General features: G+C 37.9%; 18 protein-coding genes. 16 read left to right on the top strand and 2 right to left on the bottom strand.

The window, feature by feature from the left end; translation table 11 throughout:
* Positions 1 to 310 precede the first annotated feature (310 nt).
* The 5 genes from NST46_RS01425 (at position 311) to NST46_RS01405 (ending at position 4,550) form a co-directional block, all read left to right on the top strand.
* A complete protein-coding gene (locus NST46_RS01425) occupies positions 311 to 1,783 on the top strand; it encodes a protein adenylyltransferase SelO (protein ID WP_341136627.1) in 1,473 nt (490 codons plus the stop codon).
* Between the two features lie 105 nt (positions 1,784 to 1,888).
* Entirely contained in the window at positions 1,889 to 2,020 is a 132-nt protein-coding gene (locus tag NST46_RS01420) for a hypothetical protein (protein WP_262366397.1), read from the top strand.
* A gap of 301 nt (positions 2,021 to 2,321) precedes the next feature.
* Positions 2,322 to 2,753 (top strand): hypothetical protein, encoded by a 432-nt coding sequence (locus NST46_RS01415; protein WP_118889839.1) that lies wholly within the window; start codon positions 2,322 to 2,324, stop codon positions 2,751 to 2,753.
* Positions 2,750 to 4,105, top strand: coding sequence for a tripartite tricarboxylate transporter permease (locus NST46_RS01410; protein ID WP_095313212.1), 1,356 nt, complete (start codon positions 2,750 to 2,752; stop codon positions 4,103 to 4,105). The genes NST46_RS01415 and NST46_RS01410 overlap by 4 nt, the downstream gene beginning before the upstream one ends.
* Before the next feature lie 61 nt (positions 4,106 to 4,166).
* Complete coding sequence (locus NST46_RS01405) at positions 4,167 to 4,550, top strand: RidA family protein (RefSeq protein WP_095313210.1); 384 nt, start codon at positions 4,167 to 4,169, stop codon at positions 4,548 to 4,550.
* Between the two features lie 242 nt (positions 4,551 to 4,792).
* On the opposite strand, the gene NST46_RS01400 is transcribed toward NST46_RS01405, so the two are convergent.
* On the bottom strand, positions 4,793 to 5,662 hold the full coding sequence (locus tag NST46_RS01400; RefSeq protein WP_341136626.1) for an alpha/beta hydrolase: 870 nt from the start codon (positions 5,660 to 5,662) through the stop codon (positions 4,793 to 4,795).
* A gap of 717 nt (positions 5,663 to 6,379) precedes the next feature.
* On the opposite strand from NST46_RS01400, the gene fdrA reads away from it, so the two are divergent.
* The 11 genes from fdrA to allC all read left to right on the top strand — a co-directional run bounded on the left by fdrA (position 6,380) and on the right by allC (position 22,679).
* Positions 6,380 to 8,113, top strand: coding sequence for an acyl-CoA synthetase FdrA (gene fdrA, locus NST46_RS01395; RefSeq protein WP_095313206.1), 1,734 nt, complete (start codon positions 6,380 to 6,382; stop codon positions 8,111 to 8,113).
* Positions 8,114 to 8,129: 16 nt separating this feature from the next.
* On the top strand, positions 8,130 to 9,392 hold the full coding sequence (locus NST46_RS01390; protein ID WP_341136625.1) for a YlbE family protein: 1,263 nt from the start codon (positions 8,130 to 8,132) through the stop codon (positions 9,390 to 9,392).
* A 132-nt stretch (positions 9,393 to 9,524) separates the two neighbouring features.
* Positions 9,525 to 10,463 (top strand): carbamate kinase, encoded by a 939-nt coding sequence (gene arcC, locus NST46_RS01385; protein WP_303447511.1) that lies wholly within the window; start codon positions 9,525 to 9,527, stop codon positions 10,461 to 10,463.
* Between the two features lie 333 nt (positions 10,464 to 10,796).
* Positions 10,797 to 11,561 carry a (S)-ureidoglycine aminohydrolase gene (gene allE, locus NST46_RS01380; protein ID WP_118889833.1) on the top strand — a complete coding sequence of 255 codons (765 nt, stop codon included), beginning with the start codon at positions 10,797 to 10,799 and terminating at the stop codon, positions 11,559 to 11,561.
* 133 nt (positions 11,562 to 11,694) lie between these two features.
* Positions 11,695 to 12,744 (top strand): ureidoglycolate dehydrogenase, encoded by a 1,050-nt coding sequence (gene allD / locus NST46_RS01375; RefSeq protein ID WP_341136624.1) that lies wholly within the window; start codon positions 11,695 to 11,697, stop codon positions 12,742 to 12,744.
* A gap of 191 nt (positions 12,745 to 12,935) precedes the next feature.
* Entirely contained in the window at positions 12,936 to 13,982 is a 1,047-nt protein-coding gene (gene allD, locus NST46_RS01370) for an ureidoglycolate dehydrogenase (RefSeq protein ID WP_095313197.1), read from the top strand.
* Between the two features lie 669 nt (positions 13,983 to 14,651).
* Positions 14,652 to 16,106 carry an allantoin permease gene (gene allW / locus NST46_RS01365; RefSeq protein ID WP_303447513.1) on the top strand — a complete coding sequence of 485 codons (1,455 nt, stop codon included), beginning with the start codon at positions 14,652 to 14,654 and terminating at the stop codon, positions 16,104 to 16,106.
* A gap of 183 nt (positions 16,107 to 16,289) precedes the next feature.
* Positions 16,290 to 17,621 carry an allantoinase gene (locus tag NST46_RS01360; RefSeq protein WP_095313193.1) on the top strand — a complete coding sequence of 444 codons (1,332 nt, stop codon included), beginning with the start codon at positions 16,290 to 16,292 and terminating at the stop codon, positions 17,619 to 17,621.
* A gap of 164 nt (positions 17,622 to 17,785) precedes the next feature.
* Positions 17,786 to 19,144, top strand: a complete 1,359-nt coding sequence (allB, locus tag NST46_RS01355) for an allantoinase AllB (protein ID WP_251659357.1) — start codon at positions 17,786 to 17,788, stop codon at positions 19,142 to 19,144.
* Positions 19,145 to 19,683: 539 nt separating this feature from the next.
* Positions 19,684 to 21,093, top strand: a complete 1,410-nt coding sequence (locus NST46_RS01350; RefSeq protein WP_118889827.1) for a YfcC family protein — start codon at positions 19,684 to 19,686, stop codon at positions 21,091 to 21,093.
* Between the two features lie 353 nt (positions 21,094 to 21,446).
* A complete protein-coding gene (allC, locus tag NST46_RS01345; RefSeq protein ID WP_118889826.1) occupies positions 21,447 to 22,679 on the top strand; it encodes an allantoate deiminase in 1,233 nt (410 codons plus the stop codon).
* A gap of 192 nt (positions 22,680 to 22,871) precedes the next feature.
* On the opposite strand, the gene NST46_RS01340 is transcribed toward allC, so the two are convergent.
* Positions 22,872 to 24,518 carry a PucR family transcriptional regulator gene (locus tag NST46_RS01340; RefSeq protein ID WP_095313185.1) on the bottom strand — a complete coding sequence of 549 codons (1,647 nt, stop codon included), beginning with the start codon at positions 24,516 to 24,518 and terminating at the stop codon, positions 22,872 to 22,874.
* Between the last annotated feature and the right edge of the window lie 104 nt (positions 24,519 to 24,622).

Below are 24,622 nucleotides of genomic sequence, written 5' to 3'. Positions count from 1 at the left end.
GGGAAGTTGAATGGGAGACAATTCTTTTTGAAAAAAATATTATCACGTTGTGTAAAATAGTTGAATTGTAGATTGCTATATCCTATTCTAGCGCATTGCTGTTTAGATAGCTGTCGGATTATAAGTGCAAACATGTACAAGTTTTAGCGAATGCACGCTGATTTTGATAGATTTCGTATGGCCTGGAATTATAAATTGTAGGAAATTCGAGTTGAGTTAGAAATTTAGGTTGCTAATTGAATGGATAATCAAATGGCAAAACGAAAACGCTATAAACAAATTTAAAACTTACGAAGGGAAGGGTGCTATCATGCGAAAAGAGAATGGAAATGATGCTGGCTGGAATTTAGAGAATAGCTATTCTCGTTTACCAAATTTATTTTATACAAATCTAAATCCAACTCCTGTCCAGTTACCAGGATTAGTAATTTTTAATAAGAAGTTAGGCAATTCACTTGGACTAAACATCGAGGAGTTAATCAGTGAAAATGGTGTTGAACTGTTGGCTGGTAATCGAATTCCAAAAGGAGCTAATCCGCTTGCGCAAAGCTATGCGGGACATCAGTTTGGGCATTTTACCATGCTTGGAGATGGGAGAGCAATATTATTAGGAGAGCAGGTAACTCCTGATAAAGAACGTTTTGATATTCAGCTGAAGGGGGCGGGAAGGACCCCATATTCTAGGGGCGGTGATGGCCGTGCTGCACTTGGACCGATGTTAAGAGAATATATCATTAGTGAGGCGATGCATGCACTTGGCATCCCTACTTCTCGTAGCTTGGCAATTGTAACCACTGGGGAATTTATTATGCGTGAAACTGAACTGCCTGGTGCGATTTTAACCCGTGTTGCTGACAGTCACCTTCGTGTCGGAACTTTTGAGTATGCTGCAAATTGGGGATCGACGGAGGAACTGCGCGCTTTAGCTGATTATGCATTAGAGCGACATTTCTCAGGTGGTGATTTTGGAGAGAATCGTTATCTATACCTGCTTCAGGAAGTAATAAGGCGTCAAGCTATTCTTGTAGCCAAATGGCAACTGGCAGGTTTTATTCATGGTGTAATGAACACCGACAATATGACGATCAGCGGTGAAACGATTGATTACGGTCCTTGTGCATTTATGGATACGTACCATCAGAAAACGGTTTTTAGCTCTATTGATATTAACGGGCGTTACGCTTATGGCAATCAGCCGCAAATAGCTGGCTGGAATCTCGCGCGATTTGCGGAAAGTTTGCTGCCATTACTGCATGAAGATGACGAACAAGCATTGGAGCTTGCACAGGAAGCTGTATCTGGTTTCTCGAATTTGTTTCGTTTTCACTGGATGAAGGGAATGCGAGCAAAATTGGGTATATTTAATGAAGAGCAAGAGGATGTAGCTCTTGTTGAAGACCTTCTTCGTATGATGCAGAAGCACCGAGCGGATTATACGAATACATTTTTGGCACTAACTTTTAATTGGCAGAAGAATTTTGAACTAGCTGATACTCCGGGATTTACGGAATGGTATCAGTCATGGCTGGAAAGATTAGATAGACAGGAAGATTCAAAAGCTTCATCACATCAATTAATGCGGGATAGTAATCCTGCAGTAATCCCACGGAATCATCAAGTGGAAGCAGCGCTTTCTGCCGCAGTCGAAGAGGGAAATTATCATGTGTTGGAGAAGTTACTACATGTTCTAGCTGATCCTTACGCACATACGGACGAGCAATCTGAGTTTACAAGACCGCCTGTGAAAACTGAAACACCTTACCGAACCTACTGTGGTACCTGAATTTAAGTAAATGGGCCAAATATTTTTAATGAAGCATGCACACTTTCGAACTCCCTGCATATATTGATTTCGGTGTGATAAATTTATAGGAAAGGAAGAGGAACAATGGATAAAAGCTTAATCATGCAGTTGAAAAATGTGGACTCAGTTGATAGCGGATATAAAGTCATTGAAGTAAATTTATCTGACTCAACAGAAAGCCTATACGCAGTTTGTACGCCGATAAAAAAACAATAGGATAGGGTTTATTGTTAAAACCATCTCATTTGTACGTTACATACATGGGATGGTTTTTTATTGTTTTTACATTAAAAGAATATATGTGGCTGTATTTCACAGAATAGATGTCATGTGGTTTATGATACGAATAAACATTCAACAAAGTTTATCTTAAGGAAACTTTGTTGAATGGAGGAAATAAAAGAAGCCTCCTTGTGTTTATTGTAGTATAATGATTACTGAAATTTGTAAGCCTTGGTTTCGTAAAGAAAGAAGGTAATTTTTAGTTTCAGTGAAATCATGAGGAGGTAAGTGTTACATGTCTGCGGGTAATGAAAAGGATGAAAGAACAGACAGCTATGTTGAAATAATTGGGGATACTGTTTATGGGAAACATTTAATAAGTACTATTGCAATAAGTATTACGCTAAGCTTAGCAGGCTTTTTTATTGGGAAAAGTATCTTTCCGAAGATTGCTCCAGAAGAAATGGTGCAATCTTATTCATTGCTGCTTGGAATTGCAGGAAGTTTGGTAGCTTTAGTGACGAATACGTTATTATTTAAGCCAAAACGGACATTGAATGAGATGCCAAGCACGAATGACGAATTGGCGGAGGTTTATAAAAAACTACAATTTGATATAGAAGAAGAACGAGAATCTATATTGAATGATCTTGTTACGACAAAAGAAATGAAGGAACAGGGAATCTACGATATGTTTATACAAGATGGGGAGGATAAGCGAAAATGAGTGTATTGGTAATCGCTATTCTCTTAGCAATCTTGGCCGGGGTAGTATTTACATTGCTTGGTTTGATTTCGGGTTCAGATGAAACGGCAATTCTAGTTCCAACTACATTAATTGTTGTCTTGCTAGGTGCACCACCTGAAGCGGTTTTCGCATTTTTTATGTCAGCTATTTTGGCCAAGCATTTAACACACGCTATCCCAACTGCTTTAATGGGAGTTCCAGGAGACACACTTGCAGCTCCGATGCTGGAGCATGCTAACTTTATGCGGAGAATTGGACTGCCGCACATCGCGCTCAGAAAAATGATTTCAGGTGGAATTATTGGTGCTTTTATTGCACTTCCTGTTTCACTTTTATTTGCGATGTTTTTAAGTCAGTTTGGAACATTCTTCCAAGAAAATGCAGGGATTATTTTTACAGGTGCTGCTGTATTAATAGGTTATTTTTCCAAAGGACGATGGGTGAGTATTTTACTTATCTTGCCTTTAGCTTTAGTTATTCAAGGGTTAAATTTAGTTAGTACATCGATTTTGGGGAGTAGTCTATCCATTAGCTTCTTTCTCGGTATCGCAATTGGACCGATGTTGACGGATATTCTTATTGCAACATCAAATAGTGCTCGCCCGATGATTCAGCGGACGAAACCAAATGAATACAAGCTTGCCCCTGAACAGAAATCATGGTCTGGGTACTTTCCAAATCCATTTAAGGTGTTGACGAAAAAACAAACTGCTGCTGTTGGTGGCACTTCTTTTCTGTCATCGTTAACCTTTGCGCTCAGTCCTGTTGGAATGACAGCATTAATGGGGGAAATCGTCGGTTCTCGTGTCAAAGGACAATATAAGAAAACGACAACCAGCTTGTCTACGATGAATGGGGTAACAGAATCTACATACGTTGCAGAGACAATCATTCCATTAGTTGCATTTGGAATCCCGCTAAGTCCTGTCGCTATCGGTCCTGCACAAGCCTTATTTAATGCACCGCCAATTTTCACTGCGGATCCAGTAAATAATTTACATTCGATGATGGATCCAATAGACTTTTTTATTTATGGATTGATTGGCTTAGTGATTGCATCAGTGATTGCTTATCCGTTTTCAATGAATTTTGCCCGTAAAGCTACTGTTTTTGTTTTAAAGCGAATTAATCAGGAAGCAATCATTGGGATGTTTATTGGAATCGTGTGTTTACTGGCATTCTATGAAGGTGGATTGGTCGGAATTGTTGTTACGTTTGCGATGGCAATGGTTGGCGGAATGCTGAATCGTTTTCTTGGGGTCGGAGTTGGTGTTCAGTTCATGATTTTCTACGGATCAGCCTGGATTATTTCCACGGTGCTTGGATTATAGAATAGTATTTTTTCAAAAAGATGCTATATTGGATAGTAGATTTTGAAAAAGGAGAATCAATATGACGAGAAAAGTATATGACGCAAAAGGCACGGAGCCTTCAGGGCCTTATTCACATGCGGTTGATGCAGGGGAATTTATCTATTTCTCCGGTCAGACTGCAAAAAATTCACCTACAGCTAAGGATATGACTGGTGATATCGCTGCGCAAACGCAGCAGTGCTTTGAAAATTTATTTGAAGTAATGAAGGAAGCAAGTCTTACTTCAGATGATGTCGTGAAAGTAAATGTCTATTTGACAGATATGAATAACTTCGCGGAAATGAATGCTGTGTACGAAAAACAATTTGCAGCACCATATCCGGCTAGGACCTGTGTTGCGGTCTTGGCACTTCCACTCGGAGCTGAAGTGGAAATTGAAATGGTAGCAAAGCGATCTAAGTAATGAAAAAATCCAACAATGAATTTGGCAAATAAGAAGGTATAAAACCTTCCAACTTGCTTAAATGCAACAAAGACATTCGCCTAAAAGCTTGGCGAATGTCTTTGTTTTCTAAGATTGTTCTCATTTATAAGCACGCATCAATATTTCTAATGCTAAAAGCTGAATTTCAAAGTTAATTGACTGATGTTTACAAATAAAAAGCTGAAGTTCTCACAGCTATATGCCTCTAACATATGGTCATGCTAATTAACATCCAAGTTTTCTTTCAAAAATTGAATGACTTGGTGAAATGCATCTTTTACATTTGGATCATTCATTTCTTTGTCAAACTGATGCTTTCCATTAGGAATGGTAATGAGTTTATTTGTAATACCAGCATCTTCTAGAGCTCTGCTCATATTAACGGATTCCTCGTGGGGAACATCGTCGTCTTTATAACCATGTAATAACAATGTTGCCGGATAATCGGAATGAATATTATCAATTGGGCAATACTTTGTCAGCTCAGCTTTGGTTTGATTTCTGCCGATAACGTAATCATTCCATACACCTTGCTGTCTACAGTATAAGTATATGCCATAACGTTTTTCAATTGGAGCCTCTGACAATATGCTTGGCTGAATGAGCATTTTTGGTAATGCCTCTGGCACTTTTGCCATTTTTGTAAAATAGGGACTTGGTTTTGTGTACCAGTCACCCGTAATATTTCCGTAACCGTAGAAGGATACAATTGCTTTTGGTTTTACTTCAAATATACCTGTAAGTAAGGCAAGATATCCTCCACCAGAGCTGCCGATTACACCAATTTTATCTGGGTCAAAGTTAAACGTGTTTACCCCTTCGTCTTTTAACCACCTGAGCGCATCTTGAATATCGCTAATGATATCTGGTAACTTTGATTCCGGAGCTAGGCGGTAGTCAATGGAACAAATGTTGAAGCCAGCATTGTTATAAAGATTAATTTGTTCTTCGGAAAGTTCATCACGGCTTCCCCAAATTAGCCCACCACCATGGATATAAACAAGCAAAGGTGCGTTTGATGCTTCCGTTGAGTAAAAGTCTCCTTTGATTGCACAATTTCCGACATTTTTGTATACAAATGTTGAACCCATCTTATGAATCACTCACTTTTTTATAAGTTGCAGCTCCTGCGATTTAGCAAAAGCCTTCATTAGTTTAACGATAATTTTACTGTTCGTCTAGTGAGAAGCAATGTATCCTATTAGTGTTTTTGTACACAATAGGAGTATACTATTATGGATCTTTACTCTTGTTAACTATATACAAAAGCCGAACTATATTTTATCAAAAGTAACTAATTACATTTCAAGGGTACTCGGCTATAATAATTGTTGGTAAGTGGTATATCTGATAGGTACCATGAGGTATTTACTAATTGCGCTGTTAGGAAAAGATATTAATATTGCGTAATTGGTGATTTGGTGTGAACAAGAATAAGTTTTCAGTTTTTTTAATAAAGGAACATGGGATTTAAAAGTTTGCCAATATAATAATCCACTTACGATTTAATGCAAGACATACAGAGAATCATTTCAACTGAAATGGGTTTATAAAATGTTTTAAAAGACAAAGGTGTTTATGTCTAAATATAAACCATTTGAATTTTTGATTAGAACCAATATGATGTTGGAAAGGTACCTGATATCACTTGAAGGTGTTAAGAATGCGCCGACTCGTGAAAGCGCGCACAAGCCCTTTACACGCTCTGTATGGAATTAATATAAAGAAGACTTTTCATTTGCCTAAGGATAGAGAAGTGAAACGGCTTCGAAGATGTAACAATAAATATTGGTCTGGGAGTGAGAAACATGCTTCATACTGTGATTAAGAAGAACTTATATCAGGACTCCGTTAGCCTGATGTTATTAACGAATCACTTATCCGCTATGGATGGTGTTGAGCGAATTTCAGTTATGATGGGTACACCATCAAACAAAGATATTATGAAGGGGTCAGGTTTATACACTGACGAGCTAGAAGCTGCAAGCCCGAACGATCTTTGTGTTGTTGCTGAAACAGAAAATGTTGATCGTGTTATTGAGGAGTTAGAGGATTTCTTAAATAACCAATCTGCAGCATCTGAAGCAACTGCATATTCTACAGTTCGTACATGGGAAATGGCTGGAAACAAACTGCCGAATGCTGATTTAGCTCTTATTTCAATTGCAGGTGAACACGCTGCAGCTGAAGCGAATAAAGCCCTTGACCGTGATCTGAACGTTTTCCTGTTTAGTGATAACGTTAGTATCGAAGATGAATTACAACTAAAACAAAGAGCTGCGGAAAAAGGATTAATGGTAATGGGTCCTGACTGTGGTACAGGTATCCTCAACGGTGTGCCGATTGCTTTTGCAAACGTAATTGAAAAAGGAAATATTGGTGTTGTAGGTGCTTCAGGTACTGGTATTCAAGAAGTTACAACAATCATTGGAAGAAACGGCGGCGGTGTGTCACATGCTATCGGTACTGGTGGACGTGACTTAGCATTAGAAATCGGCGCATTAACAACAATTCAAGGATTACGTGTGTTGGATGCAGATCCTGAAACAGATGTAATTGTTTATATTTCGAAGCCACCTGCACCAGAAGTGCGTGAAAAGGTTGTTGAAGTATTCAAGACTTTAAGCAAGCCTGTTGTTTCTATCTTTATGGGTGATAAGCCAAAAGAGCAACATGATAATGTACATTATGCATGGACTTTAGAAGATACAGCGCTAAAAGCTTTAGAATTAGCTCAAACAAGCAACACCTCTGCAGATAGTATCCTAGCAGATAACGAAGACTTGAAGAAAATCAAAGAAAACAAAGATCAACGCTTCATTAAAGGATACTATTGTGGTGGTACATTAGCACTTGAAGCAGCAATGATCCTTGAAGATGCATTCAATCTTGATCCAGATGCGGCACATCCTGAAGGAATGATGCTACAACATGGCGAGCATGAAGTGATTGACTTAGGTGATGACGCTTATACGCAAGGTCGCGCGCATCCAATGATCGACCCTACTTTCCGTGTGGAAAAGGTTAAAGAAGCTATTGCAAACCCTAAAACTGCAGTACTTTTATTAGATAACGTTATTGGATATGGAGCGCATGATGATATGGCTGGCGTATTCGCACCAGTTGTCGAAAAAGGTAAGAAAGAAGCTGCTGAACAAGGTAGAGCAGTTATCGCAATTGCATCTGTAACAGGTACTGCACAAGATCCTCAAGTATACCAGGATCAAGTAGATAAATTAGAAGCTGCTGGTGTTATCGTTACAGAAAGCAATGCACAAGCAACAAAACTTGCTGCTGCAATTATTGATTCTCTTGAAGGAGAAGAGGCAGCAGAAACAATAGCAGAAAAAACAGCAGTTGCAGATCTTACAAAAGCTTCTGAGCTGATTTCAGATAAACCAAGAGTAATCAACGTTGGTCTGACTGGATTCGCTGATACCGTTCAAGAAAATGGCGGTCAAGTGGTTCAATATCAATGGGCACCTATCGCAGGTGGAGATAAGCGTTTAGCTGCAATTTTAGACAAACTAAGCAAGTTATAAGATTAGGAGGATTATCATGCAATATAAAACAATTGATGAAGCAAATCAGGCGGTTATTCAACATATTACAGCATCAGAACCATTCTTACTTGATGTCGTTCCGGCAAAAAGTGTTATCTCTGAATTAAACGGAAAGGCTCTTTTACACTCAGGACCTCCAACAGTTTGGGAAAAAATGCCTCATCCAATGCAAGGTTCTTGTATCGGTGCAGCATTATTTGAAGGATGGGCTGCAACAGAAGAAGAAGCTCAAAAAATGCTTGAAAACGGTGAAGTTACATTTATTTCTGCTCACTCTGTAAGTGCTGTAGGACCAATGGGCGGAATCACTTCTGCAAATATGCCAGTTGTTGTTGTAGAAAACAAAGCAAGTGAAAAACGTGCTTACTGTAACCTAAACGAAGGTATTGGTGCGGTACTGCGTTTCGGTGCGTACAACGAAGAAGTAATCAATCGCTTAAACTGGATGAAGGATGTATTAGGACCTGCTCTTTCTAAATCATTAAAACAAATCGATGGCGGAATGAACGTTAACGTACTTGTTGCAAAAGCTATTACAATGGGTGACGAATTCCACCAAAGAAATATTGCGGCATCTGCATTATTCTTAAGACAAATCGTTCCATACTTAATCACTTCTGGTATCTCAGAAAAAGAATTACAGGAAGTTACAAAATTCCTAGCAGATAATGACCAGTTCTTCTTGAACATTATGATGGCAACTGCTAAATCTGTAATGGATACTGCTGCTATAGAAACAGAAGGAAGTATCGTTACTGCACTTGCTCGTAATGGTGACCAGTTCGGAATCAAAGTTAGTGGACTAGGTGATCAATGGTTTACTGCACCAGTTAATACTCCAGATGGTTTGTATTTCAGTGGCTACAGCTCTGAAGATGCAACTCCGGATATGGGAGATAGTGCAATCACTGAAGCTTACGGTGTTGGTGGTATGGCAATGGTTGCTGCACCAGGTGTTGTTCGCTTCGTAGGTACTGGCGGATTCAACGATGCTGTTAACACAAGTGATGAAATGCGTGAAATCTGTATCGCTAACAACAATAACTTGCAAATCCCTACTTGGGATTTCCAAGGTGCTTGTTTAGGTATCGATATCCGTAAAGTAGTTGAAACTGGAATTACTCCAGTAATCAATACTGGTATTGCTCATAAAGTAGCAGGAAACGGACAAATTGGTGCTGGTACAGTACGTGTACCACTTGGATGTTTCGAAAAAGCTTTAGAAGCACTTGCTGAAAAATACGGCGTAGAAGTTTAATTTCTTATAAATAATATAAAATGGCAACAGGATAGATGTGTGGATGGATGGTATGTACTGTATGCAGGCATACCATCCTATCCTGCCATTAATGAACGATGCCGTTATGATTTTTAGTTGGAGGGTTTATAGATGAGTAAAACAATAGTTGCTGCAATAGGTGGGAATGCAATTTTACAAGCTGGTCAAGAAGGTACGTTTGAGAACCAGATGAACAATGTTCGTACAAGTGCTAAATTTTTAGCGAAATTAATTAAAGATGGCTATAAGCTAGTTATTACACATGGTAATGGTCCACAAGTTGGAAATATCCTTCGTCAAAATGAAGTAGCTGCAGATGTCGTTCCTCAACTTCCATTAGACGCATTAAGTGGTCAATCCCAAGGTTTTATCGGTTATATGATGGTTCAATGTTTAGTAAATGAATTCCAAGCACTAGGTATTGATGCACCAGTAACTAACTTGTTAACACGTGTTGAAGTTTCACGTGATGATGCGGATTTCCAAAATCCTTCTAAACCAATTGGTGCCTTCTATTCAGAAGAAGAATCAAAACAGCTTGCAGCTGAAAAAGGCTGGAAAATGGTAGAAGATTCAGGCCGTGGCTATCGCCGTGTTGTACCTTCTCCAGAACCACTTAAAATCCATGAAGCACAAACAATTAAAACACTTGCAGAAGCGGGTAATGTAGTTGTAGCTTGTGGCGGCGGTGGAATTCCGGTTGTAACAGCAGAAAACGGAACGGTTGAGGGTGTTGAAGCAGTAATCGATAAAGATCGCAGTGGCTTTAAACTTGCTCAAGAAATGGAAGCAGATGTTTTCATGATTTTAACAGATGTTGAAAATGTTTACGTTAATTATGGAACACCGGAACAAAAAGCATTAGGTCAAATCAAAGTAGAAGAGATGGATGGCTATGTTGCTGAAGGTCAATTCAGTGCAGGAAGCATGGGACCTAAAGTTGAATCTGCATTACAATTTGCTAAAACTACTGGCACAGCTATCATCTGTTCATTAGAACAAGTTGATAAAGCAATCCGTGGTGAAAGTGGAACGATTATTTCTAAATAAGTAGGGAATAAGCATTTCATATGAATTCTAATGAAATGTCTATTCAAAAAAGAGGTTAAAAAGGAGGATAAAAAGGACCGAGGTCGGCTAAATTCGCAACGTCCTGTTGCAACGCCGACACTAGCACGTCCTGTGCGTCGAAGTTCGAGGAGGCGTGGCTTTGAGTAGCGGAACGTATGGGTTTAATACGTGAGCAGACGTTCTTGCACGCAGGAAAAGTGGTTCCCTTTTCTAAGGAACGGAAAAGCAAGCCAACGAAGAAATTCGATGTGTCATTTTTACCGGACTTTTTACCAACCTTGAAGAATCAATTCATTAAAGGAGCGATTTTAAATGGGATATCCAACAGATCTTTTATCAAGCAGAGCAGTTATTGAACCAGGGAAATACGCGGTAATTCCTCCAGAAGGAAGAGTAAACAACGTAGTACCTGGATTTGAAAATTGCACCATGACTATTTTAGGATCACCTAAATTAGGTGCAACTTTTGTTGATTATATTTTAACTTTCCATGAAGGTGGTAAAAATACAGCAGGTTTCGGTGGACAAGATAACATTGAAACATTTGTATGTGTTTTAGATGGTAAAGTAAAAGCTAAAGCCGATGATGAAGAATTTATTCTTGAATCAGGTGGCTACTTATACTGTCCTCCATCTGTAACCATGTACTTGGAGAACTTACAAGACGGAGATTCTAAACTATTTCTTTACAAACAAAAACATAAACCTTTAGAAGGTAAGAAACCTTGGGTTGTTTCTGGAAACACAAATGATTTAGAAGAGATCGATTATGATGGCATGCACAATATGCGTCTTAAAGACTTACTTCCAACGGATATTGCATTTGATATGAACTTCCATATTCTAACATTTGATCCGGCTGGTAGCCATCCATTTATTGAAACACATGTACAACAGCATGGTGCATATTTATTATCTGGTGAAGGTGTATACAACTTGGATAATAAATGGCAAACAGTTAAAAAAGAAGATTACATTTACATGGCTCCATACTGCTTGCAAGCAACATACGCAGTAGGCAGAGAACCACTTGTTTACTTGTATTCTAAAGATTGTAATCGTGACGAAGAACTGTAAGAACGGAACACGATTTATAAGTTCAAAAGCATTACTGAAAAGGTAAAAGGCATTTTGCCTTTTACCTTTGCCTGTATATGTGCAACAATTTTTCGTGAAGGAAATTCCATAGGAAAGCTAAGGGGTGTATAAAGTGAGACTAACAAAACAGGAATTAACGGATTTAATTAAAAATAAAATTCACAAAGCAGGATTATCAGAAGAACATGCGGAACAAGTGGCAGATGTACTTGTATTTGCAGACGCAAAAGGTATCCATTCTCACGGTGCAATGCGTGTAGAATATTATGCAGAGCGAATTGCTAAAGGCGGAATTACTGCTAATCCAGACTTTAAAGTCGAAAAAACCGGACCGAGTTCAGCTATTTTCCATGGCGATAATGGAGCTGGACATGTTGCAGCAAAGCTTGCAATGGATGAAGCAATCAGCATTGCGAAAGAGAGCGGTGTTGCTGTCGTAGGTGTTAAGAAAATGGGACATAGTGGAGCATTATCTTATTTCACAGAGTATGCTGCAAAACAAGACTTAATAGCTCTTTCTGTATGTCAATCAGATCCAATGGTTGTACCATTTGGTGGAGCTGAAGCTTATTATGGTACAAACCCAATTGCATTCGCAGTTCCAGGAAAAGATGGTAAGTTAATTAGCTTTGATATGGCAACGACTGTACAAGCATGGGGTAAAATTCTGCATGCTCGTTCTAAAAATGAAAGCATTCCTGATACATGGGCAGTTGATGAAAATGGTGAGCCAACAACAGACCCACACAAGGTACGAGCGTTATTGCCGGTTGCCGGACCAAAAGGCTATGGCCTCATGATGATGGTAGATGTACTTTCAGGCGTGTTATTAGGTTTGCCATTCGGTAATAAAGTGTCTTCTATGTACCATGATTTAAGTGAAGGCAGAGATTTAGGGCAGTTACATATCGTGATTAATCCAGCGGTATTTACTGGCTTAGATTCATTTAAAGAAAATATTGCACAAACAATGACTGATTTGAACGGGATTAAACCTGCTCCAGGATTTGACCAAGTTTTCTATCCAGGACAAAACCTTGAATTCATTCAAAAGGAATACGAAGAAAAAGGTATTGAAATTGTCGATGATATCTATGAATATTTAGTTTCTGATGTTATTCACAACAATGCATATGATAATCAAGACCCATTTGCAGAATAAATAGGCTGCTGTTTCGATTCATACTAGTTTATAGCTGTACTATTTCATACGATTGGGTGAGTTTTCAGTAGGGAAAACTTACCCTACTCGATTTTATGAGACAAATTACCTGTGGAATAGTTTTTATTTCCTTACATGTATGGTTCATTTAAAAGTTGTTATATTTACAATAAATCATTAGGGGTGATATTTTGCGAGTAACGAGAGATGAATTGAAGAATCTAATAAAAAACAAGCTTAACAAGGCTGGTTTAACAGCAGAACATGCTGACGGTGTTGCTGACGTTTTAGTTCACGCGGATGCAAGAGGTGTTCATTCACATGGTGCGATGCGTGTTGAATATTACGCAGAGCGCATTGCCAAAGGTGGAATTAATACAAACCCTGATTTCAAGTTTGAAAAGACAGGGCCAACTACAGCTTTGTTTGATGGCGACAACGGGGCAGGGCATGTTGCAGCAAAATTGGCAATGGATGAAGCGATTGCAATGGCAAAAGAAAATGGGGTTGCTGTTGTAGGAGTAAGAAAAATAAGCCATAGTGGCGCATTATCTTACTTTGTACAGCAAGCAGCTAAGGAAAACCTTATCGGAATTTCTGTCTGCCAATCAGATCCAATGGTAGTGCCTTTTGGGGGAGCAGAACCTTACTATGGTACAAACCCAATTGCTTTTGCTGCACCAGGTGAAGACGACATCATCACATTTGATATGGCAACAACAGTACAAGCATGGGGCAAGATATTGCATGCTCGTTCTAAAAATGAAAGCATTCCAGATACATGGGCAGTAGATAAAAACGGAGAAGCAACAACAGATCCATTTAGTGTCAACGCATTGCTGCCTATTGCAGGACCAAAAGGGTATGGTTTGATGATGATGGTCGATGTACTTTCTGGAATATTATTAGGTCTTCCTTTTGGAAACAAAGTATCATCCATGTACCATGATTTAAGTGAGGGAAGAAATCTAGGGCAATTACACATCGTAATTAACCCAGAATACTTTACAAATCTAGAAACATTTAAGCAACATATTACGACAACAATGACTGATTTAAACAATATTAAACCAGCTCCAGGGTTTGAACAGGTGTCTTATCCTGGTCAACGAAGTGCACAGCGAGAAGCTGCATATATGGAAAAAGGCATTGAAATTGTTGATGATATTTATGAATATCTTGAGTCTGACGTTGTTCATAATGATTCCTATGGAAACAAGGATCCATTTGCAAAGTAAAAGATAGATTTAAAAGTCACTGCATCTATCGGAATGATAGGGAATGCGTGACTTTTTCTTTATTGCTTAGGAAACTATAAAATTTGAATGCTGTGGATAACTTAGTTACCGGAACAGCGACGTCCAGCTCCAGCGCCCAACGACTAGCGAGACTTCCCTCACCTCCGTACGATAAGTCAACATCGGCTTCCTACGGTCGCCGTGTTTCCTTTATCTCCTGCGGCTCAGTCCAGTCCGTGCGTCGCTAAACGGGCGCTTGCGCTTTTGTTCTTTATAAGGGTTTTATCTATACCGTTTTCAAAACTATGCTGACGTATTTATGTTAATTAATAACAACTCGTTGTTTACTTTGAACAATTCAGGAATCAAGTTATACAACAATAGTTAACTATTTTGTTTACTCAATATAAAGACCTGAATATTCATCTGTTATATACTTAATTCAAGCGAATCAGGTGGACGTCTTCCATCTTATTAATATATGTGAAGATACAAAACATGAGGTTACATAACATATACCTTCAGCTTTATTTGTGAAACATCCTACTAATTTGCACTATTTCTCCTTTTACTAGGGGCGTAATTATTTTCGAGTAAAATGATTACAATAAGACCTATGCTTGGACAAGTAGTGTGGATTCGTTGTTGATCGTGAAAGGAGATTTTTTTTTGGAAAGCCTGAAACGAGACCAGCTTAAAGCAGCTGGTTTCAGTGATGATGTTCTACCGTCACAAGATAAGGATAGAACATGGAATACAGGAAATTTCTTTACTGTTTGGATGGGTAGTGTGCATAATATTCCAAACTATATTGCAATAGGTGGTCTTTTTGCTATTGGATTATCTGTTGGGCAGGTTTTTTCGGCAATTATGGTGGCAGCACTTATTATAGCAGCTGTGCTCGTATTTAATGGCCATGCTGGTTCAAAATATGGTTTACCATTTGCTATGCTGATTCGTTCATCATATGGAAATAAAGGAGCCCTATTTCCCGGTGTAATCAGGGGGGTTATCGCAGCAATTATGTGGTTTGGTTTTCAAACATTTGCAGGAAGCCAGGCACTATCCATACTATTAGGCAAGCTGTGGCCAGGCTATTTAACACTAGGCGGAGACTGGAGTTTCTTCGGACTGACATTGCCAGCTCTTATTTCATTCCTTATTTTTTGGCTGTTTAATGTAGCATTAATTTATGGTGGAATGGATATCTTAGGGAAGTTTACAAATATTCTTTCCCCATTAATTTATATTGTATTTGGTGGAATGGCGATTTGGGCAATTAACTTGGCTGGTGGAATCGGACCAATTCTTTCCTATACAAATGCTGGATTTGAAGGAAATAGTATTATTGTCTTTTTAGCTGCTGTTACTGCAATAATTGCAGCCTGGGCTGCACCGATGGTTAGTGTATCTGACTTTACAAGATTAGCCAAAACGCCTAAACATCAAGCAGTCGGTCAAACTTTAGGATTAGTTGTAACTTACCTGCTTTTTGCAGTTGCAAGTATTTCGATTATTGTTGGTTCAGAAATTGCATTTGGAACACCAATTTGGAATGTACTTGATGTGGTTGCTCGTTTTGATGGAACATTTGCTATTGCTATTTCTGTATTAACACTATGTTTAACAACTTTGTCTGTTAACGTAACCGGAAATATTGTTCCTGCAGGCTACCAAATTGCATCACTTTTTCCGAAGCTCTTTACCTTTAAATCAGCTGCAACATTAGCTGCAATCCTCGGAATTCTTATTATGCCGTGGAAGCTAATGGAAAATTCTACAAGTATTTTTACATTTTTAAACATTGTTGCTGGTTTATTAGCACCAATTACTGGGGTAATGCTTGCACACTACTTCATTGTTTCAAAGAAGAAGATTGATATAAACGAGTTATACTCTAAAAATGGTAAGTATAATTATAAAAACGGGTATAATGTGAATGCGATTGTAGCTACGATTATCGGTGCTGTTCTGAGTTTGATTGGTCAGTTTGTACCGTTCTTTAAAGCCCTTTATGATATCTCGTGGTTTGTGGGAATTGTATCTGCTATTGTAATTTATATACTATTGGAGCTTTCTAAAAAAAAAGAGCAGTTTCAAGAGTTAAATAAAAAAGGCGCATAACTGTAATAAGTTGTTCAATTTGGTACGTCCATTTAATAAAGGAAGGCCTACCATATAAAAGCAGTAAAGATGTAGGCAACTATTTCTTTACTGCTAAAACAAATTGTATCTAACCAATAGAATTGGTATTAGATAAAGGTTTAACTTCATGAAGCAAGTGAAACAGGAAAGGGGAATTATCAGATGACAACATTTGATCTCATTATTAGAAATGGAAAGATTGTAACAGCAGATTCAATTGTTTCAGGAGATATAGCAGTTAAAGAAGGGAAAATAGTTGAGGTTTCCAATGATAAGGCTATCGAAGGAACTGCTGTGAAAGAAATCAATGCAGAAGGATTACATATCTTACCTGGCTTAATTGACTCACATGTACATTTTAACGAACCCGGAAGAACAGAGTGGGAAGGACTAGAAACAGGAAGTCGAAGCCTAGCTGCTGGAGGCGCAACATCATTCTTTGATATGCCATTAAACAGTACACCGCCTACTATTAACAAAGCAAACCTAGATTTGAAAAAAGAACGAGCTGAAGAGAAATCAATTGTCAATCCATACTACTGGGGTGGATTAGTTCCTGAAAACATCGCTGATTTAAAAGATCTTCATGAAAACGGTGTTATTGGATTCAAGGCGTTTATGTCACCAAGTGGAATTGCTGACTTTAATAATGTAGATGATGAATCCATTTTTAAAGGGATGAAAGAAATTGCATCACTAGGTTCTCTGCTAGCTGTTCACGCGGAAAGCACGGTAATATGTGACCAATTAGCAGCAGAAAAACAAGAGCAAGGAAAAACAACTGCCAGAGACTTTGTTGAATCAAGACCAATTATTTCAGAAATCGAAGCGGTTAGAAGAATTATTTCTTATGCAGAAGCAACTGGATGTAAGCTTCATATTGTGCATGCAAGCAGCCGTAAAGTTGTAGCAGTAATCAATGATGCGAAACAAAGAGGCGTTGATATTACAGTTGAAACATGTCCACATTATTTATCCTTAACTGTAAGAGACTTAGAAGAAAAAGGAGCAATAGCAAAATGTGCTCCACCACTTCGAGATGAGGATGAAGTAGAAGATCTATGGGCTTCAGTAGCAGCAGGAGAAATCAATGTCATTGCTTCTGACCATTCTCCAGCACCAGCATCCATGAAAACAATTACGGATAACTATTTTGAAGGATGGGGCGGAATCTCCGGAGCTCAATCTACGTTGAATATTATGCTAACAGAAGGTTATTTCAAACGTAACCTTCCATTAGAAAAAATTGTTGCATTAACATCAACAAACCCAGCAGAACTATTCGGATTAGAAACAAAAGGTACAATTGCTGCTGGTTTCGATGCGGATATAACACTTGTTGATCTTAATGAAGAGTTTGTACTGAAAGCAGAAGATTTAAAATATCGTCACAAGCATTCTCCATATGTTGGTAAAACATTTAAAGGAAATGTAAAAACAACAATCGTAAATGGAGAAGTTGTATTTACAAATGGAGAGATAGTAGAGAAATAAATCTTTATCCAGCATTAACTGGCTGTAATCCTTCACCTCTGAGTGTGAGGGAACAGCCCGTAAATTCCTGATTCTGTTCAACTAATTTAAGTGGGAGAGGTAAGGAAATCTCCACTTAATGAAGCTTCACTATATAAACATTCAATTAGAAAAGGGGTATTCAAATGGGATTTGATGCAGTAATTAAAAATGGAAATGTTGTACTTCGTGATGGTGTATATAATGTGGATATCGGAATTAAAAATGGAAAAATTGCTAGCATTGCAGAGGAAATTACAGAGCAAGCAAATGAAGTAATTGATGCAAAAGGTCAATATGTTATGCCGGGAATGATTGATACACATGTGCATATTAGTGAACCTGGCCGTACAGAGTGGGAAGGCTTTGAAACAGGTTCTAAAGCACTTGCAGCAGGTGGAACAACAAGCTATGTTGAAATGCCGCTTAATGCTATTCCAGCAACCATCAATAAAGAAACATTAGACTTGAAGCTAGAAGCTGCTAAAAGTCAGAACTATGTCGATTATGCATTCTATGGTGGACTTGTTCCAGAAAACATCGATCAGCTGGAAGAATTAGTAGATGCAGGCGTTCCAGCATTCAAATGCTTTATGTCTGCAATAACTGCAGAAGTTCCTGGCGACTTTGTTAATGTTGATGACTATGCATTGTATAAAGGCATGCAAAAATTAGCTGAATTGGATCAAATTCTATGTATTCATGCTGAAAACCCAACGATTACTGCGAAACTGGCAGATGAAATGGTGCGTGAAGGCAGAACAACAGCAATGGATTATGTTGATTCACGTCCAATTTTTACGGAAGTTGAAGCAGTTCAGCGTGCATTATTGTTTGCGAAAGAAACTGGATGCAAACTGCATTTTGTGCACATTAGTACTTCTGAAGCAATTCAGAAAATCCTTGAAGCACGCAGAGATGGTGTCGATGTAACAGTTGAATCATGTACACATTATTTTGCACTTACTGCAGAAGATGTAGAAGAAATTGGACCAAGAGCTAAATGCCAACCGCCATTGAGAAAAGCAAAAGACCAAGCAAGATTATGGGATGAGCTGATGGCAGGCAATATCGATTGGTTAACCTCCGATCATTCTCCATGTACAGAAGACCTTAAACAAGGAAATATTTTCGATGCATGGGGCGGAATCAGTGGTGCACAAAATAATGTAGATATTATGTTTGATCTAGCTGTTAAAAAACGCGGGTTACCCGTGCAAAAATTTGTGGATTTAATCGCAACAACTCCAGCGGAGCGTTTTAATTTACCAAATAAAGGTGAAATTGCAGTTTCCAAGGATGCAGATATCATTCTAGTTGATCCAAACAGCTCTTACACGCTAAACAGAGAAGATCTTTATTATAAAAATAAGCATAGTGCTTATGAAGGAAGAAACATTGACTGTCGTGTAACGAAAACGATTGTACGCGGAAATGTTGTTTATGATTTAGAACAAGGCATTGTAGGCGAACCAATTGGTAAGCTGATGACTGTGAATAACTAATATGATTTGCATTACAAAAGGTGTCCTTCCTAGGAAGGACACCTTTTGTATAAATTGCATATTTTGAAAGTTACTTCATCCTGACAGCACATTATGTTTAAAATAATGAGGAATAAATCACCCTAATAGATAGAGATTAAAAAAGGCAATTGTTATCTTTGCATAGAAAATAGCTGAGTTTAATAAGAGCTTGATCCCTTGTCTTATTGGACAAATCGCAAAGCACACTATTAAATTCTTCTCAGGTGCAGTACAAATTGAACAATTGGCTATTTAGAGTACATAAAAGATGAATATAAGTTGGTTAGTATGAACAATATACTTAATAAATTTAGTTGTAATCGACATTTACATGTAATTCAATTAATTTTACAATGAAATGCAGTACAGAGTTGGGAGCGGATACAACATAGCATATAGTTAGAGGATTTCTAAATTGTTCACATGGCAGTGTGAGCAATAAGGGGTATTTTACATAAATGCATGTCAGTAGTTTCACTTGTTTTCTGTACAAGTTAATAATAAAGGATGGGACAAGAATGGAGAAAACAGAGAAAAAGAAAAAATTTCAATTGCCTCATATTTATGTAATCTTATTCATTTTTAGTGCACTTGCTGCAATCGCTACCTATTTCGTACCGGCAGGTGAATTTGAGCGGGTGCCAGGACCGGACGGAAGGGAAACAGTGAATCCAGAGTCTTTTACACAAATTGAATCATCACCTGTAGGGATTGTTGACTTCTTGACAATCATCCCAAGAGGCTTAATTGAAGCTGGAGAAATTATATTTTTCACATTTATGATTGGTGGAATGTTCATGGTGCTGAAAAAAACAGGCATCATTGAAATAGTAGTTGATCGCTTAGCAAATCGTTTTGCTAATAAAAGTATTTTGATCATTCCTGTACTTACAACTGTTTTTGCAATCGTTGCTACATTAATTGGTACACCAGAATTAACACTTGTGTATATTCCTGTTATCATGCCACTGATGATTGCGTTGGGATATGACTCTATTGTTGCGGCAGCTATTGCTTTAATTGGGTCAGTAGTTGGTTTTACTGCGGGAGTACTTAATCCAGTGAATGTAGGATTATCACAGCAAATTGTCGGTGTTCCGCTGTTTTCAGGGATGAGCTTTCGCATCATTATTTTTGTTCTAACTGTAGCAGTTGCCTCACTTTACATCATGCGCTACGCTAAAAAAGTTAAAAACAATCCGTTAAATAGTTTTGTCTATGAAGATGATGTAGAGAAAAGAAAGCAATATCAACACCAGGATAAATTAGAAGTTAGGACAATGACAGCGAGACAAAAGTATGCATCTTTTGCAGCGCTCCTATTTATGGGAATCTTAGTCTATGGCGTACTTAATCATGGCTGGTTCATGGTCGAGATGGCTGGACTATTTGTCTTCATGGGTATTATTGTAGGTTTAATTTCAGGACTAAACTCAACAGAAATATCAGAAGGATTTACAGAAGGTTTCCGGGATGTATTAATGGGAGCTATTATCATGGGCTTAGCTCGTGGGGTTTCGGTCGCGCTAGAAGATGGTCATATTATGGATACAATTGTCTATAGCTTAGGATCGGTAGTTGGCGATTTTCCTGCTGTTTTCGGTGCAGTTGGAATGTACCTCGTTCAATTAACCATAAACTTTATCATTCCGTCTGGCAGTGGACAAGCACTAGTAACAATGCCGATCATGGGACCTTTAGCTGATCTTATCGGTGTGACGAGACAAACGGCAGTACTTGCCTTCCAGCTCGGAGATGGATTTGCACATATTCTTTATCCAACATCAGGATACTTTATGGCTGCTTTAGCAATTGCGGGTGTTACTTGGCAAAAATGGGTAAAATTCTTCTTGCCGCTGTTTTTCATCTTTTCAGGAATCGCGATTATTGCATTAGTCATTGCCCAATCGATTCAATACACAGGCTGAACGAGCTAACATATAAAGGAAAGAGATTGGAACATAACCAGGGTGTTTAATTTGTGAACAATGCATAAACTTTGTGTAGGAAATATGCGTAAGGTATTTTTCAAATCGAAGTGTTTGCATCAATCACGTCTGAATTTCAGGTGATAAAAACACTTCGTTCCAGCTTCTTTCTTTTGAAGCTTTGTATTTGTATTTTGTTATTGTTTAATATGGATAAAAATGATTTATTTTTTTATCATAAATGGCATAGAAACAGTAGCTAGAGATAGGTATAATAAGTTATAGAGCTAATAGAAATTATATTTTAACGCTATCTTTTACAAAGATAGTGTGTGATAGAAAGGAAATGTAATATGACTGAGTTAAGTAAAGAGTTAACAGATATGCTAGAAACGCTAGGATCACATGGCAAGGATCCTGCAGGCGGAGTATCACGCTTTCTTTACACAGAGGAATGGGTTGCTGCACAAAAGTATTTAGAGAAAGAAATGGTGGATGAAGGCTTAGATGTACATTTTGACGAAATCGGAAACTTATTTGGTACATTGAAAGGGTCTAAATATCCTAATGAAACTATCCTATCAGGTTCTCACGTAGACACTGTTGGAAACGGCGGATATTATGATGGACAATTTGGTATCGTAGCAGCTTTCATAGCGATCAAACATCTAAAAGCAAAATATGGACAGCCTTTACGTAATATTGAGGTCGTCTCAATGGCTGAAGAAGAAGGAAGCCGTTTCCCTTACTCATTCTGGGGTTCAAAAAACATTGTCGGAATCGCCAAAAACGATGATGTAAGAAACATTACGGATTTTGATGGTGTTCCATTTGTAGAAGCGATGCATAAGGCTGGATTTGACTTCAGAGATGATACAAAAGGAATGCGTGAAGATTTTAAAGCATTTGTTGAGATTCATAATGAGCAAGGAAATGTATTAGAAACGGAAGAAAAATCAGTTGGTGTCGTTCACAGTATCGTTGGTCAACGTCGATTCAATATTGAAATCAGCGGCCAAGCAAACCATGCAGGTACAACACCAATGGGCTACCGTAAAGATACAGTTTTCGCTACGAGTCAAATGGTATCCGAAATAATTACTGCTGCAAGAAAGCATGGGGATCCATTAGTAGCAACTGTTGGTAAAATTGAAGTAACACCTAATGTTGTCAATGTTGTTCCAGGAAATACATTGTTTACACTAGATATCAGACATACGGAGAAAGACGCTTTAGTTCAGTTTACAGAAGAAGTATATGAAATACTAAATCGTTTAGCACAAGAGCACCAAGTAGGCTTAAATATTGACATGTGGATGGATGAAGATCCAGTGCCAATGGATAAGAATATCGTTGATCTAATGATTAAGCAATGCGAAGAAAATGGCTTAAATTATAAATTAATGCACAGCGGTGCGGGTCATGATTCCCAAATCTTTGCTCCTAAGATTCCGACTGCAATGATTTTCGTTCCAAGTCGTGATGGAATAAGTCACAACCCTGCTGAATATACAGAGCCAGCAGACTTAGCTGAGGGTGTAAAAGCATTAATGGGTGCACTGTACGAATTGGCTTATAAAGAGTAAGTTCGATTTTAAGGCTATTTTGGCAACTAAGTAACAACAAATTTTATAGTTTTTTGAAGTAAAACAAAAGCAAGAAGGAATACTTTTCTTCTTGCTTTTGTTTTAGGAAAATAAGAAAGTAAAAACCTAGCTATTTGCATAAATGCAACGAAGGCATTCACCGAAAGGTTGGTGAATGCCTAGTTTTCTAACCTATTCTTCGCTTTCCAAAATTGTTCCGATTAGTAAAGCAACTCGAATTCGAAGTGAATCTGTTGGATCTCGGAAGGAACAGCCAAGCAACTCTTCCATCTTTTCAATCCGATACTTCACTGTATTTCGATGAACGTATAATCTTCTGGATGTTTCAGATATTTCACATTGGCAGTCCAAATACGTCTCCATGGTTTTTACTAAATCAATTTCCTCTTTCGTATTTGGGTAAGCGAGTGTTTTTAATGTGTTTTCGTATAAAGCCTTTAAATCCTTTCGAGGCAAGGTTGTTAACAATTCGTCAATCTCTCTTGTTCGGTAAAAATTAATAAAGCCAGACTTATTTAAATCATAGCCATTCATAATTGCATCCACTGCTTCGTAGTATGCGTTTGGAATATCAATGGGTGATTGAACTAAATTACTAATGCCAAATGAAATTGTGAGATTTCCATCTTGTAAATTCCTTTGCACATTTTCAACAAATTCAGTTACGCGATTGATTTCTGTTTCATTATAATTGGAAAATTGTAAGAGCATGACGAAATATTTTTCCTTTGTAAATAAAATGGCATCCATATCATTATTTACAATTTCGTCTTCCAGCTGGTCATAGATGCTATTATGAAGCTCAGCTATTTTTTTTTCATATAATTGCAATGCCTCATAGTTATCACCATCTGGATCAATTGTACAAATAATACTAATCGTATCCAGTTTATCATCGAGGCCATAGTAATGTGTGCGGCTTAAAATTTCCTCATTGGAGTGTATTCGTCTTTCAATTAGGTCTGCAAAAAAGTTGTTTTTCAATAATCGAGTATTTTCCTCAATTGCTTGTTCTTTTATAATCGTAAATGAGATAACATTACCAGCTTGTTCAATTGCCATTTGTGATGAAGGATATGGTAAAGTAGATGCATCGAGCATGACGAGCATACTGTTATGCTGCCTCTTTGTCTGTACTGGAAAGGTAGCAATCGATATCCCTTCACCAGTGGAGATTTTAAATGTGCCCCCCTGCCGTCCACGCGGTAAATCACTTTTTATTGCATGAACGATTTCTTCCTCCACAGTCTGCATGGATTCTTTTCGGAAATCATGACTATGGGCGATTTTTTCTCCTCTATGATTCAATAGCATGACAGGACGATCTAGAAAATGCCCCAGTTGCTCGACAAGAGAATTTAAACTATACTCCTTAAACATCATATCGGAAAACTGTTTTTGGACATGTAGTGCATAATAAAGCTGTTCTGCTTTATCATCATTTAAGTAATTCAATATGTGACGGGATAATTCACCTAAAGTTAGGTCTGTTGGAAGGTCGATGATAGGAAATGCTAATTCATTGGCTAGGAGTTTAACCTCTTCCGGTAGTTCCTTTAGAAAACGATTGATCTTGATGACGATGCCAGTACAATTTAAGTCATGCATTTGTCTAATTAGTTTACAGAGTTCTTGTGCATCGTCTTTAAAGGCATATCCTGAAGTAAGTAATAAATGGTTATTATCTAAAAACTGAATAACATCAGGTGTATCGGAAATATTGACAGATTGTACGTTTTTTGTTAATCCGCGATGACCAGCGATAACGGTACAGTCCTTCATTGCTTCTAAAATAAATAAATTATTTAACGTTTTCACTTTAATACCATCCCTTGTGCATTTGTTCTATTTCGTGCTGTTTCCATGAAGTGAAATACATTGTAATTATATACTTATTTAAGGTTAAAGTAAATAAAAAAGCA

The sequence above is a fragment of the Oceanobacillus sp. FSL W7-1309 genome (assembly GCF_038002145.1).
Classification (GTDB): Bacteria; Bacillota; Bacilli; order Bacillales; family Amphibacillaceae; genus Oceanobacillus; species Oceanobacillus profundus.
The sequence above is the reverse complement of the archived record's forward strand: the minus strand, read 5'-3'. Positions and strand labels throughout refer to the sequence as shown.